This is a genomic window from Rhodococcus sp. NPDC047139 (assembly GCF_040643435.1).
Lineage (GTDB): Bacteria > Actinomycetota > Actinomycetes > Mycobacteriales > Mycobacteriaceae > Rhodococcus.
In genome coordinates, this window is the sequence record NZ_JBEYUH010000010.1 from 21,179 (window position 1) to 35,278 (window position 14,100).

Annotated in this window: 10 protein-coding genes; 6 read left to right on the forward strand and 4 right to left on the reverse strand. The window is 65.5% G+C overall.

Translation table 11 applies throughout. The features are described from left to right. On the reverse strand, positions 1–1,131 hold the full coding sequence (locus ABZ789_RS14355; protein ID WP_358424706.1) for a catalase family protein: 1,131 nt from the start codon (positions 1,129–1,131) through the stop codon (positions 1–3). Between the two features lie 212 nt (positions 1,132–1,343). On the opposite strand from ABZ789_RS14355, the gene ABZ789_RS14360 reads away from it, so the two are divergent. Continuing rightward, positions 1,344–1,736, forward strand: a complete 393-nt coding sequence (locus tag ABZ789_RS14360) for a hypothetical protein (protein WP_358424708.1) — start codon at positions 1,344–1,346, stop codon at positions 1,734–1,736. Here the strand turns inward: ABZ789_RS14360 and ABZ789_RS14365 are convergent. Further along, positions 1,721–4,345: a caspase family protein gene (locus ABZ789_RS14365; RefSeq protein WP_358424710.1), complete on the reverse strand. Its 2,625-nt coding sequence runs from the start codon at positions 4,343–4,345 to the stop codon at positions 1,721–1,723. The genes ABZ789_RS14360 and ABZ789_RS14365 overlap by 16 nt on opposite strands. Here ABZ789_RS14365 and ABZ789_RS14370 point away from each other — a divergent pair. Together ABZ789_RS14370 and ABZ789_RS14375 are read left to right on the forward strand one after the other, a co-directional pair. Beyond that, the gene (locus ABZ789_RS14370; protein ID WP_358424712.1) at positions 4,319–5,569 is read left to right on the forward strand and encodes a hypothetical protein; all 1,251 of its coding nucleotides are present in this window, start codon (positions 4,319–4,321) and stop codon (positions 5,567–5,569) included. The two genes, ABZ789_RS14365 and ABZ789_RS14370, sit on opposite strands and share 27 nt — an antisense overlap. Then, positions 5,556–8,396: an FtsW/RodA/SpoVE family cell cycle protein gene (locus ABZ789_RS14375; RefSeq protein WP_358424714.1), complete on the forward strand. Its 2,841-nt coding sequence runs from the start codon at positions 5,556–5,558 to the stop codon at positions 8,394–8,396. The genes ABZ789_RS14370 and ABZ789_RS14375 overlap by 14 nt, the downstream gene beginning before the upstream one ends. Before the next feature lie 20 nt (positions 8,397–8,416). On the opposite strand, the gene ABZ789_RS14380 is transcribed toward ABZ789_RS14375, so the two are convergent. Then, positions 8,417–9,406, reverse strand: a complete 990-nt coding sequence (locus ABZ789_RS14380) for a rod shape-determining protein (RefSeq protein WP_358424951.1) — start codon at positions 9,404–9,406, stop codon at positions 8,417–8,419. A 281-nt stretch (positions 9,407–9,687) separates the two neighbouring features. Here ABZ789_RS14380 and ABZ789_RS14385 point away from each other — a divergent pair, with 281 nt between their 5' ends. Then, complete coding sequence (locus tag ABZ789_RS14385; protein ID WP_358424716.1) at positions 9,688–10,491, forward strand: NAD(P)H-binding protein; 804 nt, start codon at positions 9,688–9,690, stop codon at positions 10,489–10,491. 23 nt (positions 10,492–10,514) lie between these two features. On the opposite strand, the gene ABZ789_RS14390 is transcribed toward ABZ789_RS14385, so the two are convergent. Further along, complete coding sequence (locus ABZ789_RS14390; protein WP_358424718.1) at positions 10,515–11,180, reverse strand: FadR/GntR family transcriptional regulator; 666 nt, start codon at positions 11,178–11,180, stop codon at positions 10,515–10,517. Positions 11,181–11,191: 11 nt separating this feature from the next. Between ABZ789_RS14390 and ABZ789_RS14395 the strand changes: the two genes are divergently transcribed. Both ABZ789_RS14395 and ABZ789_RS14400 read left to right on the forward strand, forming a co-directional pair. After that, positions 11,192–12,427 carry an MFS transporter gene (locus ABZ789_RS14395; protein ID WP_358424720.1) on the forward strand — a complete coding sequence of 412 codons (1,236 nt, stop codon included), beginning with the start codon at positions 11,192–11,194 and terminating at the stop codon, positions 12,425–12,427. Positions 12,428–12,577: 150 nt separating this feature from the next. Beyond that, positions 12,578–13,930 (forward strand): MFS transporter, encoded by a 1,353-nt coding sequence (locus ABZ789_RS14400; RefSeq protein WP_358424722.1) that lies wholly within the window; start codon positions 12,578–12,580, stop codon positions 13,928–13,930. Positions 13,931–14,100 lie beyond the last annotated feature (170 nt).

The following is a 14,100-nucleotide window of genomic DNA, read 5'->3' on the forward strand; positions in this document are numbered from 1 at the left end:
TTATTCGGGAATGTCCGAAGCGGTTGTCGGCTCCACGCGGTCGATTTTGTTCACGCGATGTCTGAATTCGCTCGAGGCGTCGTACACGCGGCGCTTGAGACGGTTGATCGAGCCCATCGGCTTGTGGTCGGCGAGTCCGTTCCACGAATTGAACGACAGTACGTCCTCCGCATAGGTGCGCAGCGCATCACTGCTCGTGTCCTGACGAGGAATTCGGATTCTGGCAACCGGAACAGGCGGTGAATCCTTCGTCGACCAGTGCGCCGTGGCATCTTCGACCGGCATCTTCCCGGGATCGGTACAGAGCTGGACGCGAACTTCGTATTCGGCGTTGTCACGTGCGAGGAATTGTTCGACGGATGCACGATGAGCGTCTTCGCCTGCGCTGCGAGGGATGCGTTGTCCGGTGAGGCGTTTGACCGGATCGGACAGGGGCGTGATGCAGATCTTGGCTACGTGGTCGCCGTAGCGGAGCGGCGCTGCCGAATGGTATGTCTCACCGAGGACGTGATCATTCGGCCTTGCGAACAACTGCACGGCTTCCGGAAGACGGACGTGCAGAGGTGTGAGGATTCGCGACGCCCCGCGAGCGAGCGTACAGGCTGCCCGAAGCAGTGGATCGGGAGTGCGCGCAAGGATCTTGGCGAGACGCATTCCCTTGCCGGCATACGAACGCACACCGGCGAACGGAAACGTGTCGCTGTTCACCAGGACGAAGTCCTGGGTCGTGTGGCCGTCGTCCGGGATGATCCGTTGTCCGCTGACGTCCAGAACCTTGAGTGCCATTCCGCGAACTCCGCGAATCTGATCGCTGCGAATCGCACCCGCCGTGCTGGACAGGCGAATGATCACCGGATACGTATTCGGGTTCGCGAACAGTCCCTGCCGGAACGGCCGAGGCAGGTTCGGATATACGGCGAGTTCTCCCCGCATGACGCCGAGTCCCTTGGCGTGAGCGTCGCGGATCGCGTGCTTGTACTTCTTCGCGGCCCATTCGTTGTTGCGGCGGAGCGACCGGACGATCTGCTCGATCAGGACATCCTCGTCGGGTTCGCGCTGCTCGAGGTCCTCGCTGTAGCGGACGAAGGTCGTCACGAGGTTCGGGTGGGTCCGGGAATCGGTGTGAGACATGATTTCTCCGAGTGTGGGACGTGTCGGTCCATATGGGTTCGGTGGCTGAACGCGCCGAACCGTGCATACGAGTCTGTCGAGGGCAGCGCAGCCGGGCATGAGTAGTGGAGTACTCGAATCCGAGTTCGGCGAGCCATCTGCGTGACAAGGCACTCGGTTGTCCGCTTGCGGAAGCCGCACGGCAGACCGCCACGCAGCGTTACGCTTCGATAGTGGATGCTTCCCAGCCACAGCGTGTCGACGTGGATGTGATCTTGAGCAGCAGCGAACTCGATGCTGGTGAAATCGACGAAGCAGCCCGAACCCTCCGGTCCGAACTGCTCGACCTGGATGTCGAGGATGTCAGGGCTCAAAGGGGTGGGGCTGCCCCTCCTGGCACCCGGGGCGTGGACGCCGAGGTGATCGGGCAACTGGTCGTCGGGATCGGGCCCAGCCTCACTGCCCTACGGCAATTGTTGGAGACCGTGCGAGGTTGGCGTTCGGATCGGCGCCAACTCGGGATCAGTGTCCGGATCGGTGAGGATCATATCGAGCTCACGGATGCCTCGCCGGAGAGCGAGAGACAGTTGGTCGACGAGTTCCTCCGCCGTCACAGGCCTGCATAACCCGCGGTGGGATCAGGGTCGACGTGCTGCGGCCGCAAGGAATGCAGACCTGCGGACACTGTGGCGACGACCAGTGCGGCCAGGAGCACAACGAAGACGATGATCAACCAGATATCGAGCCCCATCTGACTGACGGAACGCGCGGAGTAGTAGGCCGCGATCGCAGCGGCACCGGCCCATCCTGTCGCCAGCGAAACCGCGAACCGGTGTGGTGAGGCAGCTGAAACGCAGATGGGCACCACAAGTGCCATGATCACCCACACGCCGATTCCCCAACTGTCCGTGCCGACCGGATACTCGGCGACACCGAACTGCCCGGCCCCCAACACGACAGCAGAGACCACGCCCAGCGACAAGAAGATCCACGATTTCGCGGGCATGCTTGCCCGCCAGTTCAGATGTACCTCGGGAGATCGAAGTACGGCGAGTCCCGCAAGCCCGGCGGCAGGTAACAGGAGCCAGAGGCCTACGTACCAGCTCCATGTAGCCGGACCCCACATGGTCCGGGGATCCCACTGGTCCCAGATCAACCACGGGACGGCCGCACTCACTCCGAGAAGCATGCCTGCTCCTTGCAGCTTGCTCCTGAGGGAGCCACAGAGGCTGATGCCGATGACACCCGCCAGCCCTGCCATACCGAGGACCGGTAGAACCAGTTGCGGGCCCAGGTCGACCAACGTTTCATCGGAGTATCGTGCATACGGTGCAAACGGTTTCAACGCCATCAAGAGGGCGGCGAGTATCGTCGATGCGCCTGCGGAGAGCCAGAGGAGAGCATCCTTCCTCGGCGTCGGGGCAATCTCGGGGGATCCCGCAGACGAGTGGGTGACCCGTTCCTGTGTCTGCCGCGGAAAGGCAGAGGCATGTGCTGGATTCGCGTGGACCGAAGAGTTACGCATCGGTTGCGCGTCCGGGGGTTTGCGCGGCGCGGCGATATGAGGCGGCCGCGGCGGTCGCGGGGTAGCGTGCGGCCCGCTGGACGGCGACGCCTGTTTCGGTGGGAGCGAAGCCGCGGAACCGGTTCGCGACTCCGAAGAACTCCGGCGTACAGCATCCGAATCGACCGACGGCAGCACCGGCAATCGAATCTGTTCCAGAAGCGCAGCCGACGCGGCTGTGGCCACGCTACGGCTGTCGTCCTTGGTGAGCTTCTGCAGCGCCTGCTCAGCAGACTCCGCGAGGCCCAGATGCCGGCCCCTGCGAAGTTTCTGGAGTTCGTTGACAGCAGCGGCGCGGACGCTCGAGATGGGATTGTCGATCAACTGCTCGAGCTCGACCGGTAGGGGCGTCGGCTCGCTCAACCGGCGGACGCGTCGGGCGATATGCAGATCGCCCTGTACACCGAACACCCACTTGCCAGGTGTCTGATTCGGTGAACGTGCTCGTACTTTGGCATATACGTGGTCGTACAGCTCGTCGAGGGTGATCAACCCGTCCTGATTGCGATCGGCTTCGCCGGTTGCAAGCCCCCCGACCAGCGCATCGGTGAACACCGAGGGACCAGCACCGGAGGTATCTGCCAATTCTCCGCTCTCGAAGGAATACTCCATCGAACTCGACGCTGTGATCACAGCGCGACCCCGTCCACTCAAGTGTTCTTGGAGGTTCATACTGGTGTCGGCCCGATGGGTCATACCCCTTTCGAAGGCGCCGGCATAGCAGCAGTCCAGCAACAGGATGACTCGCCGGGAGCGGCTTCTGTTCATGCGACGGTTGACGAACTCCGCCGCAACCCCTGTCGCTCCGAGGCGAGTCAATTTGGTGTTCGACGCCGCGAAATACAGTTCGCCCGATTCGTCTTTGACGCCGTGACAGGAGAAGTGCAGCAGTAGAAGGTCCTCCGGGCTGCGGTCGGCGAAGAACTCCTCGACTCCTTCGCTCACCACGTGGGCGGGCTCGTCCAAGAGCATGCGCACATCGAAGCCCCCGATCTGAGGATCCTTCAAGACGGATGCGAGAGCCTCGGCGTCCTGCGCAGGGGCTCGGAGTCGCTGCAAACCTGAGTCTTGATAGTCGGCACAAGCGACGATCAAGGCGCTACGTCGACCGGTCACCATAACCACCTGCCCGCACTCATACTGTGTCCGTGCAGCCGCCGAGATGCACTGCCCTCCCGTCGACAGACGGCCGGATTCGGCTTCTGTCTTCCGCTGTTCGGCTACGTCGGATTCATCTTCATCGGACTGCTCTCCCTGATGTAGACACAGCCTCCCTCGTCGGCGATCGGCAGTCAGGAGTAGTCGACTACCTGCATTTCGCGTGTCAGCTCGGGTACATCGACCGCGAACGGGGTCGGTAGCGGGCGGAACCACTCCACCGCCACCGCGCGCGACCCGCGGGCTCCTTCTTGTCGCGGGTGAACACCGCCGCACCGAGGCCGCAAGGCGGAGAGCCGACGCGAAAGCTACAGATCGTCGCGCAACCCGCAACGTTTCGGCCGAAAGCCGCCGCAACTCGGGTCGAATGACAAACAATGGATTTCGGCGACGAGTAGGCGAATGAGAAAGGCACTGGAAGGTCAATACCCGCCCGCTCCGGCTGGGTCGATACCAGGCTGGAGCCTGGCGTTTTCGGGATGCGCGATGATCGAAGCAGTCTTGGGACTCCATGCGAGGGACGACGAGCCCGTGGAGCCGCGATCCGGACCGGATGCGCGGATCGACGACGACACAGGTGTCGGCGGTATCTCGCTCGAGAGGCTGCTCGAGGCGGCGACATTGACAGCTGCTCAGGCCGCACTGCTCGTCACGGATGTCGTCGACCAGCTCGAACTGGCGCACGGACGAGACAGATACCCGACGAGTCTCCGAAGCGATGCCGCGACGGTGTCCGAGAGTGGACACCTCACCATCGAATGCGACGGGCCCGCGAGATCCTGGGACGACCTGCGAGCCGCGGTGTCAGGAGTGCTCCGGCAGATCGCGACGAACTGTCGCAGCGCGGCACTTGCAGACCGAGTGGACGAGTCGATCGCCGAATCATCGGATCTCGCCGGCTTGGCGAGATCGGTCCGACGTTCTGCCGCAAAGGAATTCGACCCTTCCGAGGTGGAAAGGAAAAGGTCCCAGCTGGCCGCGCTCGTCGCAGCCGTGCTGGGACGCGATCACCCGGAGAGCCACGTGGATCGAACGGACGTTTCGGACAAGCCCCTCCCCGCGAAGCGGTCCTCCCTCGCTTCGAGCACGTGGCATCCCCCCGTAGGGAAGGTCTGGCACCGCAAGAAGAGACGGCCGTCGCGGCTCCGAGGACTACTCGCTCTGCTTGCGGTCCTGGCGCTCGTCGGATCGGTGTGGGCAGCTCCCACTGCATGGTCGGAGCTGAAGCGGGGCTGGAGCGCGCTTCTGGACCCGGTGGAGACACCGATGTCGGACCAGATAAGTCCGGTATCGCCGCCACCACCGGAACCCGAAGTGGCACCCCCGCCGGCCGAGCCAGGAGCTGTCGAACCCGGTCCTGTCGATACCGGCCTTCCGGGCGCCGCCGGGCCGATCACCCGGGTGGCCGCGACATTCGCCAACGGCGCCTGTGAGGCGGGACGATCGTGCACCATCCGGGTCGACATCGGAGTCGACCCGGCTGCGAATGTCGGTGCGGTGACATGGAATCTGACCGTCTACGACCGATGCACGGGCGACGTCCGGCCGGGTGGTGAGGTTACGGTGCCGACGGGTGGGCAGGAGGCATACGGGATCGGCCGCGTCGACCTGCCGGCCGACTCCGCGTTCGGCATCGCGGCGACAACGAGTGTCCCCGCCGCGGCCGCCTCGGAGCCGGTGTACGTGCCCGTGGAGAACGCGACCTGTCCGCCCGGGGACTCCGATGCAGGCAGATAAGCGGGACAGTCACAAGTCCGACCCCTGGCTCGTCGCGGCGGCAGTCGCCCTGGTGGCACTCGGCATGCTCAACATGCTCGCCACCGGCATGACATCGCTTGCGGTGCGCCATGCGATTCTCGCCCTGGTCGGCCTCGGTGCCATGTGGGCGACGTCGCGGATGCGGATCGCTGCCATGGGCCGCTTCGGCTGGGTGCTGCTGACCGTGTCGGTCGTCCTGCTCGCGGCGGTGCCGTTGATCGGTATCGCCACGAAGGGCGCTCAGCGCTGGCTGAACCTCGGCATCTTCACCCTGCAACCCTCGGAGATCGCCAAGCTCGCTCTCGTCCTGGTACCCGCCGCGATACTCGCCGGTGGGTACACGCTCCGCAGGTTCGTTGCGGTGCTGGGTGTCGCCGCCGTGCCGATCGCGCTGGTCGCGCTGCAGCCCGACCTGTCGACGGCCCTGGTGCTCGTGGCCACCGTGATCCTCATGCTGATCCTCGCCAAGGTGCCGCTGCGGTCGCTGCTCCCGCTGTTTGCGCTGGGTGTCGCCTCACTCCCGCTGGCCGTGCTGTTCCTCCGCCCGTACCAGCTCGAGCGGATCCACGTATTCCTCTCGAACGACGCAGACCCCCAGGGATCGGGCTGGGCGGCATGGCAGGCGGACATCGCGATCGGCAGCGCGGGATGGTGGGGGCTCGGCCGCCAGCCGGATTACGGCCTGAGAGCCGAGTATCTGCCCGAATCGGAACACGACCTCGCCTTTGCCAGCCTGGTGTACGGATGGGGCCTGGTCGCCGGACTGGCCGTTGTGGTGGCGGTCGTGGTCATCGTCTGGCGGGCGGTGCGCGCAGCCCGAACGGCACGGACCCGGGAAGCAGCGCTCATCGCGGCAGGGATCGGCGGGGTGTTCGGAATCCACACCGCGGTCTCGATCGCCCAGAGCTTGTCGCTGCTGCCGCACACCGGTATGCCGATTCCCCTGTTCAGTTACGGGGGCACGGCCTCGATCGTCGGATTCGCGTCCATCGGGTTGGTACTCGCAGTCCGCCGCGACGGCGTGACCCGGTCGCTGTGGGCCATGGAGTCACCCCGGCGCCGCCGCCCACGCGGAGTGTCGACAGGTGCAGTCACGCTGACGGCATCGCTCGTCGCGATGTCGGTGTTCGCCTGGCAACTGCAGTCCGCTCACGGCGCAGAGCTGCGCGCGACGAGCGACACGCAGATGTTGCGTTGCCTCAGGCTCCCCGCCGAACGCGGTCAGCTCCTGGACCGCAACGGTGTGCCGGTCGCGGTCAATGTCGCCGAGTACACCGTCTCGGTGGTCACACGCATGTTCGCGGACGGCGACCCTGCGGTGCGCGACGAACTCGCCGCACTCCTCGGCATCACCCACGACAAGCTCGAGGAGGAGCTCCGCAACGGGGAGGAGGACCTGCAGGTCGTACTCGGACGCGTCGGGGCCGAGCAGGCTCGGCAGATCGTGGACGCCCGGCTGCCCTGGGTACTCGTGTACCCCACCGGCCGCCGGCAGTATCCGCAGGGGCCGGTGCTGGCATCGATCCTCGGGTACGTCGGGGTCGCAGATCAGCAGGACATGCAGTTCTGGCCGAACCTCGCACTCGGGTCGCGAGTGGGCAAGGCAGGACTGGAGAAGCAGTACGACGCGTTGCTTCGCGGGGTCGACGGCAAGCAGTGCATGTACGTCGATCCGGCCGGGCAGCCGATCGGCACAGGGGAGCGGGTCGATCCGGTGCGGGGTCACGACCTGCGGTTGCACCTCGATCTCGGCATGCAGCAGGCCGCGACCGACGCGCTCGCCCAGGCAGTGGGCACGAGCGGGGGTGACCTGGGTGCGGCGGTAGTGATGGATGTCCGAACCGGGGGTGTGCTGGCCCTCGCCAGCGTCCCCGGCTACGACAACAACGTCTACGGCCCACCTGTCGACCCCGTTGCGCTCGCAGCGCAGACCGAGGGCTCGGGCCCGGGGCGGATGCTCAACCACGCCGTCCAGACGGCAGCGCCTCCCGGTTCGACGTTCAAGATCGTGACGGCTTCTGCGAATGCGGCGTCCCACATCTTGTCCCCGGATGCCGTACTCGCGGGTGGGGCCTCGTACACCTACGGTGGGCAAACGTTCGCGAACTGGCAGCCGATGGGGCCGAACGATCTGCTCGGGGCGATCCAGTGGTCGGACAATGTCTATTTCTACCAACTCGCAGATCTCGTCGGCCCCGAGCGCATTGCGACGACCGCTACCGAACTGGGCGCGGGCACGCGGTCGGGGATCGATCTACCGAGCGAGTCCGAGGGGTTCGTCGGCACACCGGAGAACGTCGGAAGTATCGGTGGAACCTGGTATCCGGGGTCGACTCTGCTGATGGGAATAGGTCAGGGCACCGTCACTGCGACCCCGCTGCAGGTCGCACGCTGGACGGCGGGCATCGCCTCCGGGGCGATGGTGACGCCGCAGCTCGCGGCGGCGTACGGCTCGGGGGAGGGTGTGCCTGTCCCTACCGAGGAACCTCATCGGTTGTCTTTTGCGGACGAACTCGGTCCTGTGCGAGCGGGTATGCGGGCGTCCGCGGCGGCCGGTACCGCCGGCCAATTGGCAAGTCTCCCGGTGCCGGCCGGTGCGAAGACCGGTACTGCGGAGGACCCGTCGGCGCCCGGAAAGGGCCTCAATGCCTGGTTTTCCGCGGTTGTACCCTTCGACGCGCCCGAGATCGTGGTGACAGCGTTGATACGCGGGGGCGGATTCGGTTCCGCGACAGCCGGGCCGGTGGTCCAGAGTCTCCTCGAGCGCTACCTCGCGCAAACCCCGGGCACGGAGCCGGCCCGCTGAGATGCCGAACCCGTGGACGATCAGGAGCTGTAAGCCGCGACCACCTCGGGATGGTCCATGCACGCCGTCGCACCTTCTGCGACGCAGGTGAGTGGGCGCTCGGCAGTCTTCACAGGGAGCCCGAAAGCGTCTTCGAGCAGCTGCGACAGGCCACGCAGCATCGACCCACCGCCGATGGCCAGAATGCCTTCGGTCATCACGTCACCGATAGCCCGCGGGGGCAGATCGTCGAGGCTCTCGGAGAGGGTCTGCACGATGCTGTTCGTGGTGGGCCGCAGGGCATCCATGAGCTCCTCGATTTCGAGGGTCACCAGTCGCGCCCGGCCGGTCGAGGCGTCGCTGCCCTCCACCACGAGTGACCGTTCGTCGGCGGTCTCGGGTGCGCCCACCTTTGCTCGCTCGGCGGTGAGTTCACCGACGAGGATGCCGTGTTCCGCGCGTAGATACCGGTGTATCGCTCGCGTCAGGTCGTCTCCTGCGGTTCGGCAACTGCGGTGGGAAAGGACTCCGCCGTAACAGATGGCGGTGACTTCCGAAGTGCCACCGCCGATGTCGACGATGAGATGAGTGCGGGGTTCGAGTGGATTGAAACCGCAGCCGAGGGCACCGGCGACCGGTTCCGGTATCAATCCCACCTTCCGGAGACCGGCCTCGTGCCCGACCTCGAGCAACGCACGACGCTCGAGGGGGGTGGCGCCTGCGGGAACTGCGATGACGCCTGCGGGCCGTAACCCGTACCGTCGGCGCGGAGCCGACTGTTTGATAACGGCTGTGAGGAACGCCCGAGCCGTTCCGAGGTCCACGATCACGCCGTCACGTATCGGACGAACCGGCATGATCCCGCCGGGAGTGCGGTCGACGAGGTCGTTCGCCTCCTGACCGATCGCGAGCGCCCGGTGCGGATCCGAGGTCCGAACCATCATCAGCGACGGCTCGTTCAAGACTATGCCGTCTTCGGGGGTACCGACGACGGTGTTGGCTGTTCCGAGATCGATACCGAATCCACGCACGTCGGCCTCCGAGACGATTCCAGCAAGATTTTTTCCGATGTGTGGCAGAGACATGGGGAAATGTGGTGTACCAAAGTTACCGCTGTCGAATTCGATTCAGCACCGTGTTTGCCGGAATGATATTTACGATGTTCTCCGAATGCTCGGTAGACGACCGGGCCGTTACCTGCGCATCGCGGCCGGATGGCGGTACTTGGTATTTCTGGTCCCTATTCGATTGGCCTACAACGGGAATGATGATCCGGCCATCGTCGGCTCGGGTATCGCTCTAGGCTCGAACGGTGGCGATTCTCGTAACGGGGGCGACCGGAAACGTCGGCAGACTGGTGGTGGACGAACTGTTGCGTGCAGGCGCCCCGGTCGTGCGCGCGCTGACGGTGAATCCCGCTCGCGCGGCATTGCCCGAGGGGGTGGAGGTTGCGAAAGGTTATGTAGGCAGGCCGGAATCCCTCGACGGCGTGTTCGACGGCATCGACACCGTATATCTTGCTCCGGTTCCTGCGGTGGCGCGGGAAGTTGCGGTACTCGCTCGGGACGCGGGCGTGCGACGGCTCGTCACCCTCACCGGCGGCCCCGGGACGGAGTGGTACGGCATCGAAGCCGACGTGGAGGCATCCGGGCTGGAATGTACCCACCTCGAACCGGGTGAGTTTATGAGCAACGCGACAATCTGGGCGGAGCAGATCCGCACGACCGGCCGTGTCGTCGGCGCCTATCCCACCGCGGCGAACGCTCCGATCGCGCTGGAGGACATCGCTGCGGTCGCGGCTCGGGCGCTGCTCGACGAGTCGCATTCGGGGCGAACGTACGAACTCACCGGACCGGAGTTGCTGACCCACCCGCAAATCGTGCACGAGATCGGACGTGTGCTCGGCCGCGACGTGCCGTTCGTCGAAGCGCCGCGTGAGGAGGCAGAAGAAGCGCTATCTCGCGTGATGGGGGAGTACGCCGGGTGGTATCTGGACGGCCGCGCTGCGTTCGTCGACCGGCCGCAACTGCCGACTACGGCGGTTGCGGACGTGCTCGGCAGGCCGGCGACGACCTTCGCGCAGTGGGCAGAGAAGAACGCCGGCCTGTTCCGCTGACCCGAGATTTCGCGCCGTACGAATCAGCCGGCGAGTTCCGCGAACAACGCCCGCGCGGTCTGGACGGCCGCATCTTCGTCACCGTCGATCACGGCAGCCACGAGCGCGGTGTGTTCGGGCTCGAATGCGAGCCCGGTGACGCGGACGTGCCGGTCGATGGTGCGGCGGATCGACGGGAGCAGCGAGTCGTAGAACTCGAGATACACCGCATTGTGGCTGGCCTCGACGATGGCCCTGTGCAATGCAACGTCGGCGTCCACCGCAGCAGCGGTGTCGGAGCCGCCGAAGAGTCGGTTGCGATCGGCGAGCAACTGCTCGAGCCGGGCGGCATCCTCGGGAGTGCGGCGACGGGCGGCCAGAACGGCGGCGGTGACGTCGAGCGTCTGCCGCAACTCCAGTACGTCGCGCTCGTGGGCGGTGGCGAAGTACTTGCCGAGTGTGCCGCTGAGATGGGAGGTGGCGACGACATAGGTACCCGATCCCTGGCGGCGTTCGAGCAAGCCGATGTGCACGAGCGCCTGCACGGCTTCGCGGACAGTGTTACGGCCGGTGCCGGTGAACTCGCACAGTTGGGGTTCGGTGGGGATACGGTCGCCGACCTTCCAGCGTCCGCTGCAGATCTCACTGCGCAACTGTTCGGTGACCTGCTCGATCAGGTTGGTGCGGCGAACAGGTTTTCCCAAAGTCATCCCATCATCCTATGATTTCGATTGTGAGTCTGCTTCGTGGTCGTCTGCTGGTGTTCGGTGCGATCACGATGTCGGCGCTCGTCCTGCGACTCGCGGTCACCTCGTTCAGCCCCCTCGCTGCGCAGATCAGCGAGGAGATCGGCTTCTCCTCCACGATCGTCGGCGTGTTCGGCATGATCCCGACTGCGATGTTTGCGGCGTTCGGCCTCGCCACCCCGATGCTCGGCCGCAGATGGGGACTCGAACGCACAGCGCTGATCGCGATGCTCATGGCGGGCACAGGTATGGCCCTGCGTGCGCTGATGACCGATACGTGGTCGCTGCTGCTTCTGTCCGGTCTCGCGCTGGGCGGAATGGGCATCGGCAATGTCGTCATCCCTCCTCTGGTCAAACGCTATTTCTCCGACGGCCTGGCACTGGTCAGTTCGGTGTACATCGTGGGTGTCCAGCTGAGTACCATCGTGCCCGCTTTCGTGGCGGTACCTCTCGCCGACGCATTCGGATGGCGCGTCTCGCTGGGGGTGTGGGCGCTGGTCGCATTCGCTGCGGCACTGCCGTGGCTATGGGTCCTGTGGCGTCGTCGCTTTGCCGAGTCCGAGGATGCGCTGCCCGCCGATCGACATGCTCCCGGGAGGGTATGGCGCTCACCGGTGGGCTGGGGAATGGCCGGCATGTTCGGCATGACCTCCCTCGTCACGTACTCGATGTTCACGTGGATCCCCGACATACTCGCCGATGCGGGCGCAAGCCCGGCGTTCGGTGGCGCGATGGTCGGCTTGTTCGCCCTGTTGGGTCTGGTCTCCGCCTTCGGCGCTCCGTCGCTGTGTGCCCGGATGGAGAACCCCTTCCCTGTGGTCCTGGCGTGCGGTGCGTGCTTCCTCGCGGCATTCGCCGGCCTGTGGATTGCACCGATGAGTGCCCCGATCCTGTGGGTCGTGCTGCTCGGACTCGGACCGAGCACCTTCCCGATGGCGCTGACCCTCATCAACCTGCGTTCCCGCACGCACGCCGGGTCCGCGGCGCTGTCCGGCTTCACTCAGGGCGTGGGCTACACCGCAGCGTGTCTCGGGCCTCTGCTGTTCGGTGTCTTCCACGACCTCACCTCGGGATGGACCGCGTCGTTCGCGCTCATGACGGTCGCTGTTGCGATCCTGATGACCGGTGCCTATCAGGCGTGCAAGCCACGCGTGGTGGAGGACAGTTGGCACGCCGGCCGTCGGGTGGCCCGGGCGAGCTCTACGGATTAGGCCGCCCCCGCGGTTGCGCGAACGTCTCACTGAGCGGACAGGTAGTTGGTCCGTGCCGACCGTATTGACAGGGTTCCAGTGACGCGCGTCACACAGCTGTCCAGTGATGGCGCGTCATCGACCCTGTTCCTACGACCTCAGGAGCGCTTGATGGAGCAACCCGCGTCCACGTCCATCGAGGAAGCGAACACCGCCTCCGATGTGCCGGCATCCGGCGATCTCTCGCAACTGCGGAAGGTCACGCTGTCGAGCCTGCTGGGCACCACTATCGAGTATTACGACTTCCTGCTCTACAGCACGATGGCCGCACTGATCTTCGGCGATCTGTTCTTTCCGTCGTCGAACTCCGCGGTCTCGACGATCGCAGCGTTCGGAACACTCGCTGCCGGTTACGTCGCGCGACCGCTCGGCGGCCTGGTGTTCGGGCACTTCGGTGACAGTCTGGGACGCAAGTCCATGCTCGTCATCACGATGGTGATGATGGGTATCGCGAGCTTCGCGATCGGCATCCTGCCCACCTACGAGCAGATCGGCGTGTTGGCGCCCATCCTGCTCGTGACACTGCGGGTCGTGCAGGGCATCGCCGTCGGCGGCGAATGGGGCGGTGCGGCACTGATGGTCGCCGAGCACTCCGACGATCGCCGGCGCGGTTTGTGGACCGGCCTCATGCAACTCGGGTCGCCGATCGGATTCCTGCTGTCGACGGCGGCGGTCATGCTCGCGACCCTGCTGCCGGACGAGTCGTTCGAATCGTGGGGCTGGCGCATTCCCTTCATCGCGAGCGCGGCGCTCCTGGCGATCGGCCTCTACATCCGTATGAGCGTGGTCGAGAGCCCGGTCTTCGAGGAGGCTGCGGAGAAGTCGAAGGCTGCGGCGAGCGAGAAACCGCCGGTGCTGCAACTGCTCCGGAGCCCGCGTCCGCTGATCCTCGCGTGCGCGGTGGGCATCGGGCCGTTCGCCATGACCGCGCTCATCACCTCGCACATCATCTCGTACACCACCTCGGTCGGGTACGAGTCGTCAACGGTCATGCGGATTCTCGTGCTGATGTCGGTCGTCTCGATCATCGCGATCCCGAGCTTCTCGGCGCTGTCGGACCGTGTGGGCCGCCGCGCGGTGAGCCTCACGGGCGCGGCGGTGGCCGTGCTCTTCGCCTTCCCCCTGTACGCGATGATCGACACCGGTTCGGTCGTGCTGCTGACCGTGGCCCTGCTGATGGCGCAGTCGGTGCAGGCCGCCATGTACGCGCCGCTCGCGCCGATGCTGTCGGAGATGTTCGGCACGAACGTGCGCTACACCGGTGTCTCGTTCGGTTACCAGTTCGCCAGCCTCATCGGTGCCGGTTTCACGCCGATGATCGCCGCGAGCCTGCTGGTCGCCTCGGACGGATCGAGCCTGCCGCTGAGCATCATCCTCGCGGGTACCGCCTTCGTCACGATCATCGCGGCCTGGACCGCATCGGAAACGAGCGGAAAGAACCTCGCCGGCAGCGGGTCGGAATAGAACTCGAGACGATTCGTGTGGGTTGGGCCCCGCTGGGCGGGGTCCAACCCACACAAGTCGTCCAGGCCGTGGCCGTGATCAGGACGGCCTCCGGCACCGTGCGAGACCGGCACTGCGCATGGTCGTGGAGTGCTCCGGCTGTTCTACTGGAGGCAGACGCCGAACAGAGG

Coding starts and splice junctions, on each gene's coding strand:
- ABZ789_RS14375 (WP_358424714.1), top strand. CDS start 5,556: ATGCAGGCAGATAAGCGGGACAGTCACAAGTCCGACCCCTGGCTCGTC.
- ABZ789_RS14365 (WP_358424710.1), bottom strand. CDS start 4,345: ATGGAGTCCCAAGACTGCTTCGATCATCGCGCATCCCGAAAACGCCAG.
- ABZ789_RS14355 (WP_358424706.1), bottom strand. CDS start 1,131: ATGTCTCACACCGATTCCCGGACCCACCCGAACCTCGTGACGACCTTC.
- ABZ789_RS14370 (WP_358424712.1), top strand. CDS start 4,319: ATGATCGAAGCAGTCTTGGGACTCCATGCGAGGGACGACGAGCCCGTG.
- ABZ789_RS14390 (WP_358424718.1), bottom strand. CDS start 11,180: ATGACTTTGGGAAAACCTGTTCGCCGCACCAACCTGATCGAGCAGGTC.
- ABZ789_RS14400 (WP_358424722.1), top strand. CDS start 12,578: ATGGAGCAACCCGCGTCCACGTCCATCGAGGAAGCGAACACCGCCTCC.
- ABZ789_RS14395 (WP_358424720.1), top strand. CDS start 11,192: ATGATTTCGATTGTGAGTCTGCTTCGTGGTCGTCTGCTGGTGTTCGGT.